The organism is Gulosibacter macacae (assembly GCF_003865375.1).
In the GTDB taxonomy this organism is placed as follows: domain Bacteria; phylum Actinomycetota; class Actinomycetes; order Actinomycetales; family Microbacteriaceae; genus Gulosibacter; species Gulosibacter macacae.
The window spans coordinates 86,998-105,529 of the sequence record NZ_RQVS01000006.1 but is presented as its reverse complement, the minus strand read 5'-3'; the positions used below and the strand labels follow the sequence as shown (position 1 = coordinate 105,529).

At 65.6% G+C, this 18,532-nt stretch carries 16 protein-coding genes; 3 read left to right on the top strand and 13 right to left on the bottom strand.

Annotation, left to right across the window (positions count from 1 at the left end; all coding sequences use genetic code 11):
- Positions 1-912: a PIG-L deacetylase family protein gene (locus EG850_RS06325; RefSeq protein ID WP_185714962.1), complete on the bottom strand. Its 912-nt coding sequence runs from the start codon at positions 910-912 to the stop codon at positions 1-3.
- 246 nt (positions 913-1,158) lie between these two features.
- Between EG850_RS06325 and EG850_RS06320 the strand changes: the two genes are divergently transcribed.
- Entirely contained in the window at positions 1,159-2,661 is a 1,503-nt protein-coding gene (locus tag EG850_RS06320; protein WP_124971630.1) for a CoA-acylating methylmalonate-semialdehyde dehydrogenase, read from the top strand.
- Positions 2,662-2,948: 287 nt separating this feature from the next.
- Here EG850_RS06320 and EG850_RS06315 read toward each other — a convergent pair whose 3' ends face one another.
- Complete coding sequence (locus EG850_RS06315) at positions 2,949-4,565, bottom strand: PucR family transcriptional regulator (RefSeq protein ID WP_124971627.1); 1,617 nt, start codon at positions 4,563-4,565, stop codon at positions 2,949-2,951.
- 120 nt (positions 4,566-4,685) lie between these two features.
- Between EG850_RS06315 and EG850_RS06310 the strand changes: the two genes are divergently transcribed.
- Positions 4,686-5,996, top strand: coding sequence for an aspartate aminotransferase family protein (locus tag EG850_RS06310; protein WP_124971624.1), 1,311 nt, complete (start codon positions 4,686-4,688; stop codon positions 5,994-5,996).
- Between the two features lie 45 nt (positions 5,997-6,041).
- Positions 6,042-6,392: a cupin domain-containing protein gene (locus EG850_RS06305; RefSeq protein ID WP_124971621.1), complete on the top strand. Its 351-nt coding sequence runs from the start codon at positions 6,042-6,044 to the stop codon at positions 6,390-6,392.
- 204 nt (positions 6,393-6,596) lie between these two features.
- On the opposite strand, the gene EG850_RS06300 is transcribed toward EG850_RS06305, so the two are convergent.
- The 11 genes from EG850_RS06300 to EG850_RS06250 form a co-directional block, all read right to left on the bottom strand.
- Positions 6,597-8,075 (bottom strand): GAF domain-containing protein, encoded by a 1,479-nt coding sequence (locus tag EG850_RS06300; protein ID WP_124971618.1) that lies wholly within the window; start codon positions 8,073-8,075, stop codon positions 6,597-6,599.
- 42 nt (positions 8,076-8,117) lie between these two features.
- Complete coding sequence (locus tag EG850_RS06295; RefSeq protein WP_124971615.1) at positions 8,118-9,497, bottom strand: NAD(P)/FAD-dependent oxidoreductase; 1,380 nt, start codon at positions 9,495-9,497, stop codon at positions 8,118-8,120.
- A 43-nt stretch (positions 9,498-9,540) separates the two neighbouring features.
- A complete protein-coding gene (locus EG850_RS06290) occupies positions 9,541-10,623 on the bottom strand; it encodes an ABC transporter ATP-binding protein (RefSeq protein ID WP_235829233.1) in 1,083 nt (360 codons plus the stop codon).
- A gap of 44 nt (positions 10,624-10,667) precedes the next feature.
- Entirely contained in the window at positions 10,668-11,477 is an 810-nt protein-coding gene (locus tag EG850_RS06285) for an ABC transporter permease (RefSeq protein ID WP_124971609.1), read from the bottom strand.
- Positions 11,474-12,412 (bottom strand): ABC transporter permease, encoded by a 939-nt coding sequence (locus tag EG850_RS06280; protein ID WP_235829232.1) that lies wholly within the window; start codon positions 12,410-12,412, stop codon positions 11,474-11,476. The genes EG850_RS06285 and EG850_RS06280 overlap by 4 nt, the downstream gene beginning before the upstream one ends.
- A gap of 97 nt (positions 12,413-12,509) precedes the next feature.
- The gene (locus EG850_RS06275; protein WP_124971606.1) at positions 12,510-13,640 is read right to left on the bottom strand and encodes an extracellular solute-binding protein; all 1,131 of its coding nucleotides are present in this window, start codon (positions 13,638-13,640) and stop codon (positions 12,510-12,512) included.
- A 353-nt stretch (positions 13,641-13,993) separates the two neighbouring features.
- A complete protein-coding gene (locus EG850_RS06270; protein WP_124971603.1) occupies positions 13,994-15,370 on the bottom strand; it encodes a D-arabinono-1,4-lactone oxidase in 1,377 nt (458 codons plus the stop codon).
- Positions 15,367-16,587, bottom strand: a complete 1,221-nt coding sequence (locus EG850_RS06265; RefSeq protein ID WP_235829231.1) for an amino acid deaminase/aldolase — start codon at positions 16,585-16,587, stop codon at positions 15,367-15,369. The genes EG850_RS06270 and EG850_RS06265 overlap by 4 nt, the downstream gene beginning before the upstream one ends.
- Positions 16,588-16,899, bottom strand: coding sequence for a chorismate mutase (locus tag EG850_RS06260; RefSeq protein WP_124971600.1), 312 nt, complete (start codon positions 16,897-16,899; stop codon positions 16,588-16,590). It lies immediately after the preceding gene.
- A gap of 185 nt (positions 16,900-17,084) precedes the next feature.
- Positions 17,085-17,798 carry a deoxyribose-phosphate aldolase gene (gene deoC / locus EG850_RS06255; RefSeq protein WP_124971597.1) on the bottom strand — a complete coding sequence of 238 codons (714 nt, stop codon included), beginning with the start codon at positions 17,796-17,798 and terminating at the stop codon, positions 17,085-17,087.
- A gap of 25 nt (positions 17,799-17,823) precedes the next feature.
- The gene (locus EG850_RS06250; RefSeq protein WP_124971594.1) at positions 17,824-18,468 is read right to left on the bottom strand and encodes a GNAT family N-acetyltransferase; all 645 of its coding nucleotides are present in this window, start codon (positions 18,466-18,468) and stop codon (positions 17,824-17,826) included.
- Positions 18,469-18,532: the final 64 nt, after the last annotated feature.

Here is an 18,532-nt window from a genome sequence, read left to right as displayed (position 1 = left end):
CTAGTTCACTCCAATAGTTGAGAAGGCGAGCCGCACGGGCTCGAAGCCTTCGGCGTGGTCGCAGCGGGCCTGCCGACCGCGGAAGGCGGTGATGCCGAGGAGCACGTTTGCGTGCATATAGGGCTTGCGACGCTGGTCGCGGTGCTCGTGCACGGCGTGCACCTTGATGTCGGTGTACTCGCTCACGTCCACGAACACCGAGGGCGAGAACTCGCGAGTTGCCGAGGGCGATTCAAAGCAGAGTATTGACTGGTGACCGCGGGCAGCACGCAGCGTCGCCCGGTGCACCGATTCGTGGTCTTGGTGATGGTCGTGGGCCGAGTGCGTGAAGATGAGGTCGGGTTCGACGCGCTTGATTGTTTCTTCGATGAGCTGCATGAGGCGGTTCTCGACGAGGTGCAGATTGGTGTCAGGTTCGTCGAACACCTGCACCGACGCGATACCGAGAAAGCGTGCGGCGGTTTCGGCCTCGGTGACGCGGGTGTCACCCTCGGCGCCGACGCTGCCGTTGGTCATCACGATGGCGTGCACTTCGGCACCCTCGTCGATGAGCTTCGCGAGAGTGCCACCGCAGCCGAGTTCGAGGTCGTCGGGGTGGGCACCAACGACGAGCACGCGGCGGGTGCGGTTCGTGTCAGCAGGCTGGATGCGGCGGGTCACGAGCAGCACCGAGGTCACGATGAGTGCGACCAGCGCGAGTAGCGTGCCGAGACCGCTCGGCACCGGTGAGAACGGCACGATCGCGTGGCTCAGCGAGTGAAGACCGATGGCAAGCGGCACGATCGCGAGGATCGCGTGCAGGGTGCGGCCGCGGCGATTCAGGCGCACGATGCGACGACGAAACTCGGGGTGAAATGCGGCAATGCCGAGGGTAACGAGCAGCGCCCCGCTCATGACATCGATGAGTTCCATCGTCAGCTCCTTGTGTGCAATTCCGGGCATTTGCGCATCCCGTTGCTTCGACCATATGGATCGGACGATTGCGGCGGGGCCTTATGAGAAGTTCCTCATTTGGGCCTCATATGCCGGATGCATTGGGCTCATTTGCGGGGAAATTTGCCAGTTTGTATGGAGTTCGGATGCACCCTGCCAAATCGTCACGAGCATCCTGTTTCGGGGCGACCTACCTTGGCTACGAGGCCACGAAAGGACCACGACATGACGAACGACCTCCCGGTCATCCCGCACTGGATCAACGGCGCTGCCCTGACCCCCGAGGGCACCCGCACTGCCCCGGTGTTCAACCCCGCCCTCGGTGAAGTGATTCGCGAAGTTGCGCTCGCTGCCGAGGACGACGTCAACCAGGCCGTCGAATCGGCCCACACCGCCTACCTCTCGTGGCGCGATGTTTCGCTGGCCAAGCGCACCGCGATCATGTTCAACTTCCGCGAGCTGCTCAACTCGCGCAAGGGTGAGCTTGCCGAGATCATCACCGAAGAGCACGGCAAGGTCATCGACGACGCGCTCGGCGAGATCGCCCGCGCCCAGGAAGTCGTGGAGTTCGCCTGCGGCATCACCTCGCACCTGCGCGGCGACTTCTCGGAGCAGATCTCGACCGGCTTCGACATCCACTCGGTGCGTCAGCCCGTCGGTGTTGCCGCGATCATCTCACCCTTCAACTTCCCGGCCATGGTGCCGATGTGGTTCTTCCCCATCGCCATCGCGGCCGGCAACTCGGTCGTCGTGAAGCCCTCCGAGAAGGACCCGACCGCATCCATCTGGGTCGCCGAGCTCCTCAAGGAAGCTGGCCTTCCCGACGGCGTATTCACCGTGCTCAACGGTGACAAGGTCGCCGTCGACGGCCTCCTCACCCACCCGAAGGTGAAGTCGGTCTCATTCGTCGGCTCGACCCCGATCGCGAAGTACGTCTACGAGACCGGTACCGCCCACGGCAAGCGCGTGCAGGCCCTCGGCGGCGCGAAGAACCACATGCTCGTGCTCCCCGACGCCGACCTCGACCTCGTCGCCGACTCGGCTGTCAACGCTGGCTTCGGTTCGGCCGGCGAGCGTTGCATGGCGATCTCGGTGGTCGTCGCGGTCGAGCCGATCGCCGATGACCTCGTGCCCAAGATCGTCGAGCGCATTAACACGCTGCGCGTCGGCGACGGCCGCCGCAACTGCGACATGGGCCCGCTCATCACCGAGGTGCACCGCGACAAGGTCGCCGGGTACATCGACATCGCCATCAACGACGGCGCCGAGGTGGTCGTCGACGGTCGCGGCATTGAGGTTGACGGCGAGGCCGGCGGCTTCTGGCTCGGCCCGACCCTCATCGACCGCGTCTCGACCTCGTCGAAGGTGTACACCGACGAGATCTTTGGGCCGGTGCTCGCGATCGTGCGCGTGAAGTCGTTCGACGAGGGCCTCGACCTCATCAACGCCAGCCAGTACGGCAACGGCACCGCGATCTTCACCAACGACGGTGGCGCCGCACGTCGCTTCCAGAAGGACGTCGAGGTCGGCATGATCGGCATCAACGTGCCGATCCCGGTGCCGATCGGCTCGTACTCGTTCGGCGGCTGGAAGGACTCGGCCTTCGGCGACACGAAGGCTTACGGCCCCGAGGGCGTGAAGTTCTTCACGGCCGAGAAGGCAGTCACCACGCGCTGGCTCGACCCCTCGCACGGCGGCATCAACCTCGGCTTCCCGTCGAACGCGTAGTCCGACTGGTTCACTGAGGCACGAGCCTTTGGTTCGCTGAGGCACGAGCCTTTGGTTCGCTGAGGTCCTCGAAGCGGTGGCCGCATCCTGGTATTGACCCGGATGCGGCCACTTGCTCGTTCCTAAAGGCGTCGTCGCGCCGCATCCCTGACCTTTCACGACAAACCTGAGCCTTGTTCTGAGCCTTCGTGACAAACCTGACCGAAGGGCGGGTCAGGTTTGGCGGGATGGGTCAGGTTCGTGGTTGCGCGGGCCGCATCGAGAAGCTCAGCGCGCGGATGCGCGGGTCAGACAAGCTGCAGCGCGGCCCACAACTCCGCGCGCGCCGCAAAGTTCGACAGGTCGAGCCCGCAGATCTCGCCCACCGCATCCACCCGCCCGCGCAGCGTGTGGCGATGGATGCCGAGCTCCCGCGCCGCCGGATCCCACGCGCAATTGTGCGCAAACCAGACGCGCACACTCTCGACGAGCGCCTGCGCATCCGCCCGCTCAAGCAGCGGCGCAAGTAAGCGCCCAGCCGGCAACTCGCCCTCGTTCGCTTCGAGCCAGGCGAGCATGCCCTGATCAGCCAACCGGCCAAATTCAACGACCTGCCCCGGCTGCACTGCGCGCCGCAGCGCTGTGTGCGCCTCGCGCAAGCCCTCGTCGATCGCGGTCACCTCGACCATGCTCGAGACGCCGACCACAAATCCGCGCTCGGCGACAGCAGATATGATGCGCGCCACTTCGGGTGGCTCACCGAGCCGCTCCGGCAGCACCGCCGCGCGCGCCTCTTGTTTCAGTCCGTAGGTCGCGGCCATCTCGACGTCGACATCGACGGTGCGCTCCGCATCCCAATAGAGGATGAGCTCATCTTCGACGCGTGCATAGCCGAACGGTGCCGAGCGGGCATGGAGTTCAAGCTGCTCGAGCAGCGTGCCGAGTTCGGCAACGCCGCTCACCACCGCGAGTCGCACCTGCCCCTGCGGCACCCACGAGCCGATCCGTTCGAGGGTGCGCGCGGCCGCCTCCACCGAACCCGCCCGATAGAGCTCAAACACCCCAGTGCGCAGTTCGCGGCGCGCCTGATCGAGCTCACGACCCTGCTCAATGGCAATCGACGCAATGCCGATGACGCTTGCGAGGAGGTCACTCCCCGCACGCCCGAGCGGCACCGCCGCACCCACCGCGAGCACACCGTTGAGTCGCTCAGTCGGCCCGATTGTCTGCAGCGTGATGTCTTGACCCGCGCCCGAAATGCGGGTCGCCGCGCGGCGTCCCGCGGCGAGGGTCGCCGCGACCTCCGCGTCGAGGTTGTCGATCACCTCGGCGGGTGGCTGCGATTGCGTACGCACGGGCACGCGCCGACCGAGTCGGTCATAGAGCGCAACCCAGCCGCCGAGTTGCACTTCGAGTTCGCGCAGGGTCGCCGCCAAGCCATCGGGCCGCAGCGTCGCGCGGGCAATGGCGCGCTGGGCGTCGAGCGACCACTTGATACTGCGGTTACGATCCTCGGCGATCACATCAGCGACATGACGAATGATGCGGATGAACGGCACCGTTTTCGGCACCACGATGAGCGGCAGCCCGGCGCGGATGCACGCTTCGGCGAGTCGCGCGGGCACCTCGTCGTGCACGACGCCGACCGCGTAGCCGAGTCCGGTGAGCCCGACGCGACGCAAGCGCGCGACATAAGCTGCCGCATCCGCCTCGCTGAGCGTCTCGGGATCAAGGTGCGAGCCATCGGTGAGCAATAGTTGCCCGGCCTCGAGCCACGGGGTCGGGTCCGTGAGATCGGATGCGTGAGCCCAGGCAATCTCGGCATCGAGCGTGGCCGCATCCCAAGATGCCGACCCCTCAGGCACCTCGAGTAGCTTGAGCCCGAGCTCGGTGCGATCAATGAGCGAGCGAACGGTGACCGGCATGCCCCCACATTAGTGGAATTGTCTAGCCAATCACCGACCACAGGCCAAAGTGGCAGATACCTCGCGTGCCGATTGCGGGCATCCTAATTTGACGCCACGTTCTGCGAAGGAGCAGCCCACATGACCGAACTCACCAACGCCGAGGTTGTTGCCCACGACATCGAGCACGTCTTCCACTCGTGGTCGGCGCAGGCGAAGCTCGCCCCGCTCGCGTTCCGCACCGGCCACGGCTCAACGCTCGTCGACCACGACGGCAACGAGTTCTTGGACATGTCGAGCCAGCTCGTCAACACCAACATCGGCCACCAGCACCCGCGCGTCGTCGAGGCGATCAAGCAGCAGGCCGACCTGCTCGTCACCACGGCCCCGGCCAACGCCAACGCCACCCGCGCCCGCGCCGCCGAGCTCATCCTCGACCGCGCGCCCGAGGGCTTCAACAAGGTGTTCTTCACGAACGGCGGTGCCGACGCCAACGAGAACGCCATCCGCATGGCGCGCTTGCACACCGGCCGCGACAAGGTCATCTCGCGCTACCGCTCGTACCACGGCAACACCGGTGCCGCGATCGTCGCGACCGGCGACTGGCGCCGCGTGCCGAACGAGTACTCGCGCGGTCACCTGCACGTGTTCGGTCCCTACCTCTACCGCTCGGAGTTCTGGGCCGAGAGCGAGCAGCAAGAGACCGAGCGTGCACTGCACCACCTCGAGCGCGTGATTCAGGCCGAAGGTTCCGACTCGATCGCCGCGATTCTGCTCGAGTCGGTGCCCGGCACCGCCGGCATCATGGTGCCACCGCCCGGCTACCTCAGCGGCGTGCGCGAAATTGCCGACCGCTACGGCATCGTGCTCATCCTCGACGAGGTCATGGCCGGCTTCGGCCGCACCGGCGAGTGGTTCGCCTTCGACACCCACAATGTGCGCCCCGACCTCATCACCTTCGCCAAGGGCGTCAACTCGGGCTACGTGCCGCTCGGCGGCGTGATCATCTCTGACGAGATCGCCGCGAACTTCGACGAGCGCGTCTTCCCCGGCGGCCTCACCTACTCGGGCCACCCGCTCGCCTGCGCGGCCGTTGTCGCCACCATCGAGGCGATGGAAGAAGAGGGGATGCTCGACCACGTGCGCCACCTCGGTCGCGACATCATCGGCCCGCGCCTCGAGAAGTTCGCTGCCGAGTTCGAGCAGGTCGGCGAGGTGCGCGGCGTTGGCGTCTTCTGGGCAATCGAGCTCGTCTCGGATGCGGACAAGCGCACCCCCGCATCAGCCGCCTACCTGGGCGCACTCAAGAAGGCGATTCTCGAGCAGGGCGTCGTACCGTTCATCGCAGATAACCGCATCCACGTGGTGCCGCCGTGCGTCATCACTGACGAAGAGCTCGAGCGCGGCCTGGATGCAATCGAGCAGGCGCTGCGCACAGTGCCGGTGTCGTAACCAGTGCGTCAACACTAACCGTCAACGAAGACGCAGGAGGATCCCATGACCGTTGAATTCACCGCCCAGAACGCCCCGCTCGAGCTTGACCTGGGCGAGCCCGCGGCAAAGCCGACCGCCACGACACCCGGCGTCGTCGAAGCCGCCAAGTCAATTTGGGAGGCCGGCGGAGTCGACCTCGGCTTTTGGGAGTGCTCCCCAGGCTCGTTCACCGCGACGCGTGAGGGCTACAGCGAGATCTGCCAGATCCTCAGTGGCTCGGTGAAGATCACGACCGATGGCGGCGAGTCGGTGCGGCTTGAAGCCGGTGACACCATCGTCATGCCCTCGGGCTGGCGTGGCACCTGGGATGTGCACGAGACCGTGCGCAAGACCTACGTCATCATCAACGACTAACGAGCGTGCTGAGGCACTCGAAGCACCCGCGAGGTGTGCTTCGAGTGCCTCAGCGCTCTTTCCGGCAGCGCATCCATGCGCCTTTGCGACGAACCTGAGCCGTCGTTCGAGCCTTTCCGACAAACCTGACCCGCGATTGGGTCAGGTTTGTGGCGAAGGGTCAGGTTTGTGCTTCGACAACCTCAGCACACGGATGCGCGCGGCTCAGCGCGCGTCGAGCAGGGCCACCGCGGCGACCCGGTTCGCGACTCCGAGCTTGCGGTAGATCGAGGTGAGGTGGTTCTGCAGCGTCTTCACTGAGATTCCGAGCGCCGCGGCCAGCTCGCTATTTGAACGACCACTCACAAGTTCATGCAATACCTGCTGCTCGCGCGCGCTCAACTCCCGCAACAGCGGCGCCGTCGAGGGCAACTCGACCGTAATCAGGAGCACCTCGCCGGCGTCTCGCTCACGCGTACCAATGCGCGCACCGAGATCTTCAAGCATGCTCATCGTGTCGGAATCGAGGTCGGCCAGCCGATCTCGAGTCCACTCATCGAGCACAAATTCGATGAGCAAATCATCGTCGCGGCGGCTCGCGCGCACGACGTAATTCGCCGCATCCTGGTCGAGCGCGTGCCCAACCTGACCGATCGCGAGCGCATGCTTCGTCGCAAACTCGACCGGTAGCGCATCCGGCCAGGCCGTAAATTCAACTGCGCGGGCGCCACCGAGCTGGTCACGCAAGAGGTGGCGGCTATCCACTCCGGCCCGCTCGGCTGCACGCACTCGCGCCGCAATCCGGCGCACCTCCGCCCGCGCACCGTCGAGATCGAGCGGCTCTTCGGCGGGCGCATCGGCAAGCTCTTCGAGCTGCAGCGCAATTCGCTCACGCTCCGCTTGCGTCGCGAGCGACCACTGCTTCGTCCACTGCCGCGAGAATCGGCTGCGCTGTGCCCGCAACGCCTCGAACTGCTCGCGTGACTGGCAGGCTTCCATCGCCACCGCAACGAGCACCGAGAGTTGCTCAACAGCATCGATCTCAGCCGCCGTGAACTCGCGCGGATCGCGCGCGTACACCTCAATGATGCCGAGGCGTTTCGTTCCGAGCAGAATCGGCACGCAGAGATAGCCGCGCAGCATCTCCCGCCAGGCGTACGCTCGCGCGGCCCCGCGGTGGGTACCGAGGTCATAGACGGTGAGCGATTGCCGCTGCCCAAAGGCGCGCCCGGCAAGCCCCTCATGTAGCTGCCAATTGTGGATGCTGTCGAGATAGTCCGTCGACAACCCGCGCGAGGCGAGACTCACAAAGCGGTGGCTGGGGTGGTCAGCCATCGCGATCGCGCCGATCGTCGCCGCGCACGCCGTGAGCACCGCGTCGATCCCGGCCGTGAGTACGACTCTCAGCTCTTCTTCAGAGCGGGCGACCTGGGCAAAGCTGCGCCATGCCTGCTCGAGGAGGTAGGCCGTGCTCACACCGGGCGTTCCGGCACGCGACCGCGTCTCGGCAACCGGATGCACGGGGCGGCTTCCCGGCACCGCCATCGCGAGTTGCCGAATCACCTCGAGATCGTCTCCGTCGAAGCGTCGATACCCATTGGCCGCGCGCGCCGGATGTAGCAAGCCCTCGGCCTCCCAGGCACGCAGCCGCCACGCCGGAACCCCGGTCGCGGCGGCTGCATCTCCGATCGACAGGCCAGACATTGCCCGATCCTCTCTCTCGGCTCGACGGCCTAGGTGATGTTCCTAGTGCTGCTTGATACGTCCCGACACGATATCGGCGAACGTCGCGAGCTTCGGCGTCGACGGCGCGCCGCGATACTCGGCCCGGTCGGCGGCACCGTAGGCGCCGTAGATCACGCGGGTCGCGAGCCAGCGCAGCGGCTCCGGCTCCCAGGTGCGCACCTTGTGGTTCACCCACGGCAGCTCGGTGATCTCAGTCTTCTCGCCGAGAATCAGGTCGCGCAGCGTACGGCCCGCAAGATTCGTGGTGGTCACACCGGTGCCGACGTAGCCGCCCGCGTGCGCGAGCCCGGTGCCGCGGTCGTACGAGACGGTTGCGGCCCAGTCGCGCGGCACGCCAAGGGTGCCCGACCAGAGGTGGTCAACGCCCACGCCGCTCAGCGTCGGGAAGAAGCGCACCATGAGGTCGCGCAGGGTCTTCGCGGTGACCGGCTGGGTCACGCCATCAGTGTCGGTGGCCGAGTTCCAGCGATAGGGCACGCCGCGGCCACCAAAGGCGATGCGGTCATCGGCTGTGCGCTGCGCGTACATGTAGACGTGTGCGGCATCGCCGAGGGTTTCGTAGCCAGCCCAGCCAATCTCATCCCATTTCTCGGTAGCAATCGGTTCGGTGACGATGAGCGAGGAGTTCATCGGCAGCCACTCGCGGTGTAGCCCCTTGATGCCAGCGGTGAAGCCTTCAGTCGCGCGTACGACGGTGCCGGCACGCACGATGCCATTGAGCGTGATCGCCTGGTGCGGCTTGATCTCTTCAACCTTCGTCTGCTCGTAGATGGTCACGCCGAGCGATTCGACCACCTCAGCGAGGCCGGCCGCGAGCTTCGCCGGCTGGATGCGCGCACAGTGCGGGTGCCACATGCCGCCGAGGGTGCCGGCGACGTTGATGCGCGAACGCGACTCTGCTGCATCCAGCCACTCCCAATCGGTGCCTTCCCAACGCTGGTCGGAGGCATACGCCGCCTTGAGCCGGGCGAGCTGTGCGGGAGTGTAGGCGACCTCCATATTGCCGCCCTTGATGATGTCGGCGTCGATGCCTTCGGCCGCGGCGACCGCGATCACCTCATCGACGGTGTCGTTCATCGCGAGCACGAAGCGCTGCGCCGCATCGCGCCCGTGCGACTTCACGTACTGCTGTTGGCCGCCGGTGACCGTGTTCGTCAGCCAGCCACCATTGCGGCCGGATGCACCGAAGCCCGCGAAACGCTGCTCGAGCACCGCAATGCGTAGCGAGGGGTCGGCCTTCTTGAGGTAATAGGCCGTCCACAGGCCGGTGTAGCCGGCGCCGACGATGGCGACATCGACGTCGAGGTCGCCGTCGAGCGGCTTGCGGGGAGCGGGCACGCCGATCTGGGTCCACCAGTGCGACACATTGCCGTTGATCATTCAGGGGTCCTTTTTGACACGAGAGAAGCAGGATGCGTTTGGATTAGTTCTCGAGTGGGTCGGTGTCTTCGAGCAGCACTGCGTCGGCCGGATCCCAGCCGACCGCGACCTGGTCGCCAATCTCAGCATGCGCAGCCTCGGCGGCGCGCACGCGCACGACGAACTCGCCGAGTTCGGTGTGCACGGCGTACTTGAGCACCGGGCCGAGGTAGAAGATGTCTTCAATGACGCCGGGCACTCGGTTCACCGCGCGGTCGCTGAAGCCGGTGCCATCGGCCTGGCCGAGTTCGAGCTTTTCGGGGCGGATGAGCAGGGCCGCATCCGGAGTCTCCAGCGTGCCCTGCGCGGCGAGCTGGTGGCCCTTCGTAGTGACGACGCCGTTCGCGAAGTTACCCTTCACGACGCTCGATTCACCGATGAAGCGGCCCACGAACAGCGTCTCCGGCCGGTCGTAGAGGTCGCGTGCCGTGCCGATCTGCTCGATGCGACCCTCGTTGAACACCGCGATGCGGTCGCTGAGCACGAGCGCTTCTTCCTGGTCGTGCGTGACGTAGATGAACGTGCTGCCGAGTTCTCGGTGAATGCGACGAAGTTCGAGCTGTAGCCACTCGCGCAGCTTCTTGTCGAGGGCACCGAGCGGCTCATCCATGAGCAGAATCGGCGGCCGGTAGACCACCGCGCGGGCAAGCGCGACGCGCTGCTGCTGACCACCCGAGAGTTGGCGTGGGTAGCGGTCGGCGTAGTCGCCGAGCCGCACCATCTCGAGTGCTGCATCCACGGCCGTGCGACGGTCTTCTTTCGACATCTTGCGCTGCTTGAGCGGGTACTCGACGTTGTCGCGCACGGTGAGGTGCGGGAAGAGCGCGTAGTGCTGGAAGACGACACCGAGGTTGCGCTCGTGCGCCTTGAGCTTCTCAAGCGGCTGCCCCTGGAGGAGCATCGTGCCTTCGCTCGGCTCGATGAAGCCGGCGATGAGGTTGAGCGTGGTCGTCTTGCCCGAGCCCGAGGGGCCGAGGAAGGTGAGGAACTCGCCCTTTTTCACATCGAGGTCGATGTGGTGCAGGGCCACGGCGTCGCCGTAGCGCTTCGTCAGGCCGCTCAGATTGAGGATGGTGGAGTCGGACACAGCTGCTCCTTCGTGAGCGTCGAGATTCGAGTCGAGGTTGATGCTCATTCGGCGCCTCCCTTGCGCTTTGCGAGGCGTTGCACGACGAGGGTGTAGAAGAGGAAGCCGATGACCACTGCGGCGATGATGAGCGTTGCTGCCGCGGCGATGGTCGGGTCGGTGTCACGGGTGACGCTCGCGTACATGGCGATTGGCAGGGTTTGCAGCGTGGGGCTCACCATGAACTGCGAGATGATCACCTCGTCGAGGCTGGTGACGAAGGCGAACACGGCGCCAGCAGCAACTCCGGGAGCGATGAGCGGCACCGTCACGGTGAAGAAGGTGCGCAACCTATTCGCGCCGAGACTTGCGGCGGCGAGTTCGAGCGTCGGGTCATAGCCGGCGAGGCTCGCGTTCACGGCGATCACCACGAGTGGGAGCGCGAGGCAGACGTGCACGAGCACGAAGGCGGCCATATTGCCGACGAGACCGGCGTTGAGGAACATCGTGTAGACACCGGCACCGGCGATGATCGCGGGGATGATCATCGGAGTGAGCATGGCGCCCTGCGCCCAGGCGGCGAACCGGCTCTTCGAACGGTTGATCGCGAGCGCCGCAATCGTGCCGAGCGGGGCGGCGATAAGCGCCGTGAGCAGGCCGATGACCACCGAGTTGCCAAGGGCCTTGAGCCAGTTCGGGTCGGAGAAGAACTTCTCGTACCACCGCATCGAGTACCCCTGCGGCGGGAATTGGAAGCTCGCACGATCAGTGAACGAGATCGGCACGACGACGAACATCGGGGCGACGAGCCAGATGCAGATGAAGATGGCGACGATGCCGAGGATGATTCGGGTTGCTGACTTCGAGGTGTTCATGCCTTGCTCCCTCCCACCATGCTCGCGACCGAACCGCCAGCGCGACGGCTGATGATGCCGGCAATGGCGAGGATGAGCACCGTCACGAGCAAGAGCATCAGGCCGATGACCGCACCGTGGCCCCACTGGCCCAGACCCTGCACCTGACCCTGAATGAGGGTCGAAAGGAACGTCTCACGTGACGAACCAAGCATGGCCGGGGTGATGTAGAAGCCGAGCGCCATCACGAAGCAGAGGAGCGCACCGGCGGCGACGCCCGGGAGCGAGAGCGGCAGGTAGACCGAGAGGAAGGCCCGGCCCGGGCTCGCGCCGAGGCTTTCGGCAGCGGTGAGCAGACGGCGGTCGATCTGCGCCATGTTCGAGTACATAGGCAGCACCACGAAGGGCAAGAGCACCTGTGCCATACCGATGAGCACGGCGGCCGGCGTGCGCATGATGCCGAGCTGTTCGACCCCGAACACCTGCATGAACGCACCGATCGGACCGCTGTCTTGCAAGAGGATGACCCACGCGAAGGTGCGCACCACGGTGCTCGTGAGGAACGGGATGAGCACCATGAGCATGAGCAGATTGCGTCGCGCGGGCTTCGCGATCGTCATGTAGTAGGCGAAGGGGTAGGCGAAGACGATGCAGACGACCATCACCCAGAAGCTGATGAGCAGGGTGCGCCCGAGCACGTCGAGGTTGACCTGCTGGCTGAAGAACCATTCGAAGTTCTGCAGGCCGGGGGTGGGATGCGTGAACGCGGCGACCAGCACCGAGAGCATCGGATAGAAGTAGAAGACCGCGAGCACAAGGAACGCTGGCAGCAGGGCCAAGAGCATCCCGCTCATGCCGCGAGTGCGGCGCTTCTTTGCTGGCGTCGGCTCCTCATTGAGCCGGATGGCGCGCGTGCTCAGTTGCGAGAACTGAGACGTGTCGGGGGTGGAAGTCATGAACCGCCTCTTCGATCGTGGACGAGTGTGCGGGGTGACGTTGCGTCCTCGCCGCGGTCTCGCGGCGAGGACGCAACGTCAGTTCGGGAGGATGCGCTTACGCGGCACCAGCGATGATGGCGCTCCAGCGGTCCTGCAGCGGGGCAACAGCATCCGCGTCAGCCCAGAACTCCACGGCAACCGGCACGGCGCTGGCGGCCTTGTCTTCACCGGTCACGAGGTACTTCTCGGTGACCTCGTCGACATTCGGCTTCGAGTCGACGTTGGCGGGAGCGTACCCGGTGGCCTCGGTGAAGCCAGCCTGCTGCTCGGCACCGAGCGCGTAGTTGATCGCGTAGTAGGCGATCTCCGACTTGGTCGTGCCCTTGACGATGGCGAAGTAGTCGGTCACGGCGATCCAGTCGTTCCAAGTCGCGGTGAGGTTCGCGCCGTTCTGCTCAGCCTTGAGCGAGCGGCCGGTCCAGACTGCGCCGATGACGGCTTCGCCCGACTCGAGCATCTGCTGGGCCGCGGCACCGGTGCCGTAGAAGACAACGTCGTCGGCGATGGTCTCGATCAGGTCGAGGCCCTTGTTCGCCCACTCTGCGGTGAACGGGGTCTTCGGGTCCCAACCGGATGCAATGGCCGCGCCCTGCACGATCGGTGCGTCGATCTGGCTGTCACCGTTGTAGAAGGTGCGCTTGCCCGGGAACTTCTCGGTGTCGAAGAAGTCGGCCCAGGTGGTCGGACCGTTGTCGCCGAAGGTGTCGGTGTTGTAGACGATGTTCACGCCGTAGACGATCGAGGGCACACCGCACTTGAGCACCGGCACCGACGACGGCACCTTCGAGGTGTCGATCTTCGACATGTCGAGCTCTTCAAAGAGCGTGCCGCAGTGGCGTTCGATCGTGTCGGCGTAGCTCGAGACGAAGTCCCACTGGATGTTGCCCGAGTTCACCTGCGATTCGATCTTGGCGAGGGTCTGTGGCGAGTCCTGGGCGAAGGTCACACCCGATTCGGTCGAGAACGGAGTAAACCAGGCCGACATCATGGCGTCCTGGGTGGTGCCGCCGTCGCCGGCGAAGGTGATCGACTGGCCAGCGAGGATGTCGGCGGGCACGCTACCGAGCGTGGGCGAGGTGATTGCCGGGACGGTGGCGCCCGGGGTACCACCGCCACCACCGGCGCAACCGGTGAGTGCGAGGGCGCTTACCGCGGCGAGGGCCGCAATCTTGGTCAGCTTCTTCATCGCATAACTCCCTTGTGATGTGACTCGCCCGCATCGATGCTGGCTGCTGAAGTTAAGCGAAAGCGTGGCACCGGTGGATGCACCCCTCAATAGGGGTTGCTAGGCACTTCCGACTAGGAGGCCTCCTAGACGTCCAGCTTTCGTTAAGGTAGCCGATGGCCTTTGTGCCCATTTTCTCGGCAATTCCCGCAGCAAACCTTGAGCCAATCCGTGAAGGTTGCTCAAGGTTTCAATCAGGCCACGATAGGAACCTTGTTGCGACCGACCGGGCTCTCCGCGGCGGCCTGAACGCCATCCATCGCTATCGGCGCTGGGTCTCGCTCCAGACATCACGAACGATGCGGGAGCCTGCGCTACCCGAGCACCCGGTCAAGGTAGGCGTTACCAAACACGCGATCGGGATCAACCTCATCGCGCAACGCCACGAACTCGTCGAAGCGCGGATACACCTCGCGCAGTTGCGCGGCTCGCGCCGAGTGCAGTTTGCCCCAGTGCGGTCGTCCGTCTGCGGCCTGCAGCACTTCTTCGATCGTGCCGAAGTACTCGAGGTGCGGCTCGCGCACAAAGCGATGCACGGCGATGTAGGCGGTCTCGCGGCCGTACGCCGTCGACAGCGGCACATCATCAGCCGCCGCCGAGCGCACCTCAATCGGAAACGAGATGCGCCAATCATGCGCGTCGATGACGCGACGAATCTCGGCAAACACCTCCGGTGCATCCTCGAACGGCACCGCGTACTCCATCTCGTTGAAGCGCACCCGCCGCGACGACACGAACACCTCGTGCGCGGGCGCCACATAGCGGCGCTGCCCCATGAGCCCCGACGACAGCTGGTTCACCCGCGGCACGAGGCCCGGCGCCATTGCCCCGAGCGATACCGCGAGTCCGTGGCCCCAGTTCTGCACGACCTCACCGTCAACGAACTTCGACATCGCGCTGAGCGGCAGCGCACCCTCCGGCTCCTCACCATCGGCGAGGTGCCGGTTCGTCTTCACAAACGCCCGATCGGCGTGCGGAAACCAGAAGAACTCAAAGTGATCATTCGACCGCGAGCGCTCCACGAACGACTCGAGCACCGCATCCACGGGCTCAGCACCCTCGGTCGCCTCAATGCGAAACGCGGGCACGCACTGGATACCGACCTCAAGAATGATGCCGAGGGCGCCGAGTCCGACGCGACCGAACTCGAAGAGCTGCGGATGCATCCGCTCATCGCAGTAGACGACCTCGCCGCTCGCGAGCACCATGCGCAGCGACTTCACCATCGCCGACAGGCCCGTGAATCCAAGCCCCGTACCGTGCGTGCCGGTCGAGATCGCGCCGGCAATTGCCTGCTGGTCAATATCGCCCTGGTTCGCGAGCGCGAGTCCGTGCGGCTTGAGGAGTTCCGGAATCTCGTGCAGGCGGGTGCCACCGCGGAAGGTCGCGACGAGGGTGTCGGAGTTCACCGAAACGAGCCCGCGGTAGTCGTCGAGGTGCAGACGCAAGCCCTCGGTCGCGGCGATGTCGTTGAACGAGTGGCCGGCGCCGACGGTCTTCACCTTCAGACCGGAGCCCGCCGCACCAATCACGAGCGACCGCGCGGCAGTCTCGCTCGTGGGGCCCGCCGTGAGTTGTGCCCGCTCCGACACTCCGCCCGACCAGTTACGCCACTGGTTCGCGAAGCGCTTCGGTAGTGCGGTTGCGGGGCGCTGCTTGCCTGCCCGCTTCGACTGCGCTTCGTCGCTCATGCGAATGCGAACCCTTCTCCTCGGTACGTCGGCCAGTGCTCGACGATAGCGCCGTCGCTCACGACCGTGAATTGTGTGAGCCTTTCCGCCAATTCTCCGGCCTTTGCATGCCGAAACCACACACGATCTCCCACATTGAGCCCCCGTGCCGCCTCACCGACGAGCGGAGTTTGCACTTCGCCGGCGCCCTCGTCGTGGCGAAATTTGAGACCGGTCGGATGCACCGGCTGCGGCAATCGGTCAGCACCGGGGGTGCCGGATGCGATCCAGCCGCCGCCGAGCACCGTCGCGATGTCGTCGGCGGGCTTGCGCACCACGTCGAGGCCGAAGAACGCGGCTGGTTCGTGCCGGAAAGCGCGGTAGCCGTCAAAGAGGGTGGGCGAGAAGAACCCCGACCCGGCCGCAACTTCGGTGACCGCGGGTTCGGCGATCGTCGATTCAATTGAGCCGGTGCCGCCGCCGTTCACGAACTCGAGCGCTGGAGCTTCGGCGCGCACTGCGGCGACGATCTCGGCCCGACGCCGCGCGAGTTCCTGCACTGAGGCTTGCCGCAGACGACGGATTGCGGCGTCACGAACCCCGCGGCCAGCATCCTGAATGCCGGCGATCTGCGCCTCGTAGGCCATGATGCCGACGAGCTCGATACCGGGCCGCCTGCGGATCGTGCGCGCGAGCGTGGCGGCTTGCTCGGCCGTGCGAATCGGCGAGCGGCGGCTACCGAAGTAGAGCCCGGGGACACCCGTGTAGGCGGTATCGACGTCGAGGCACACGCGCACGGGGATGCGGGCGGCACCGCTTGCGGCGATGAGGTCGAGTTGCGCCGGGTCGTCGACCATGAGCGTGATGCGGCGGCGCAGTTTCGCGTCGCCAGCGAGTTGCCGCAGTGCCGCGACATTCGCCGTTGGATAGCCGACAACGAGGTCGTTGTGACCCTTGTTTGCGAGCCAAATAGCTTCGGGGAGCGTGAAGGCGAGGATGCCGCGCATCCCTGGGTGCTCAAGAATGCGGTCGAGGGCCGCGCGCGCGCGCAATGACTTTGACGCGACCCGGATGGGGGTGCCATTTGCGCGTGCCGCGAGCGCCGCAATATTGCGGTCGAAGGCGTCGCAGTCGATAACCCCGCAGGGCGCGGCGAGGTCGGACCCGGCGATGCGCAACGCCTGCGGCATGCCCGGGCGGGCCGCGATTCCCTGGCTCTCCCGGATGCGCTGGCGCATTTAGGCGCCTTCGTTCGCGATTCGCTCGTGGTGGTTGATGACCTCGGCGATCACGAAGGTGAGGAACTTTTCGGCGAACTCGGGGTCGAGGTCGGCCTCGCGAGCGAGTTCGCGCAGGCGGGCGACCTGCGTGGCTTCGCGGGCGGGGTCGGATGCGGGAAGGTCGTGGGCGGCCTTCAGCTCGCCAACTCGCTGCGTGCAGCGGAAGCGCTCGGCGAGGATGTGGATGAGCGCCGCATCGAAGTTGTCGATGGACCGGCGCAGGCCCGCGAGGGTGCGCAGTGCGTCGGCGCTGGAGGTCTGCTCGCTCATGCGTTCGAGCCTATCGCGATGGTGGATGCGGTGGTCTCGATCGCCTCCGCTTCGCTCCGGCACTCGACCACCCAACCGTCCTGGCTGGTCGAGTAGGAGCGAAGTTTCTTGGTTGGTCGAGTAGGAGCGAAGTTTCTTGGTTGGTCGAGTAGGAGCGAAGCGACGTATCGAGACCCCCGCCGCAACTACTCCGCAGGCGCGTCGGCGAGCACCGCGGCCCCCGACGACATGCCGAGGCGGCTCGCACCGGCCTCGATCATCGCCATCGCATCCTCGTATGTGCGCACGCCACCCGAGGCCTTGACTCCAAGTCGGTCGCCAACGGTCTTGCGCATCAGTGCCACCGCTTCAACCGTCGCGCCGCCATCCTTGTGGAAGCCCGTGGAGGTCTTCACATAGTCGGCACCGGCACGCTCCGCGGCCTCACACGCCTGCACAATCTCGTCATCGGTGAGTGCCGCCGACTCGATGATCACCTTGAGCACCGTCGGTGCCGGCGCCGCGCGGCGAACCGTCGCGATGTCCTGCTCGACGAGCTCCGGGCGGCCAGCCTTGAGCATCCCAATGTCAATGACCATGTCGAGTTCGTCAGCACCGTCGGTCACGGCGCGAGCGGCCTCAACGGCCTTGATGTTCGAGTGGTGCTTACCCGAGGGGAAGCCCACCACGGTCGCAAGCTTCGGCGCCGATTCGGCAACCGCAGCCTCGTCCGCATCCGGGTCGAGCGAGCCCCAGGCGCCGCCAACCGGCAGCATGTTCGGCGAGACACAGATCGCGTAGACCCCGAGTTCGGCGGCCTCGACGTAGAGCGCGGCAACGTCGTCGTTGGTCGCGTCAGTCGCGAGTAGCGTGTGGTCGATGTACTGGGCCAGCTCGTTGCGGGTGAGCTTCAGGGTCATGCCTGCTCCTTCGTCGGAATCGGCCCTATCCTGCCACGCCATCCGTCTCGCGGGCTTTGGATCCGTTGAAGGTATTCAAACGCGCGTCGAGTGCCGCGCGCACTCCTGGCCATTCCGTTGCAAGGATGCTGTAGACGGCCGTGCCGTGCCAGGCACCGTCGGCGAGCTGGCGGTCGCGGCGAAGCACGCCGTCGAGCTGGGCTCCGAGCTTCGCCACGGCGCCTCGGGAACGTTCGTTTTCTGCATCCACGTGAAAAATGACCCGAGCGAAACCGAGGTCGAACAGTGCCGCGAGCAGGGTGCGCTTGACGTCGGGGTTCACCGCGGTACCCCACACCTCGGGTGCGTAGGCGGTGTAGCCGATGGCGACCGATGCCTTCGTTGCGTCAAAGTCGTAAAGCGAGGTGGTGCCGACCACAGTGCCGTCGGCGAGGCGCACGACATAGCTGCGACCACCCTGGTTCCAGGGCGCGTAGGCGGCAAAGAACTCGACATACCCCTCGTCACTGTCGGGCATTGCCGCGGGTCCGCCCGCGTGGCCTCCGGCGAACACCTCGGGCACGCGCAACTTCGGCGCAAGCTCACGCAACGACTCGATCGAGAGCGGTTCGAGGCGAATATTGCGGCCCACGAGCGTCGTTGCTCGAGCCGGCAGGTTGACTTCAGTCATGTGCCTATTGTGCACGGTTGCGCGATCTGTCTTTTCCGGGCCGATGACCGCGCCACGCGCATCA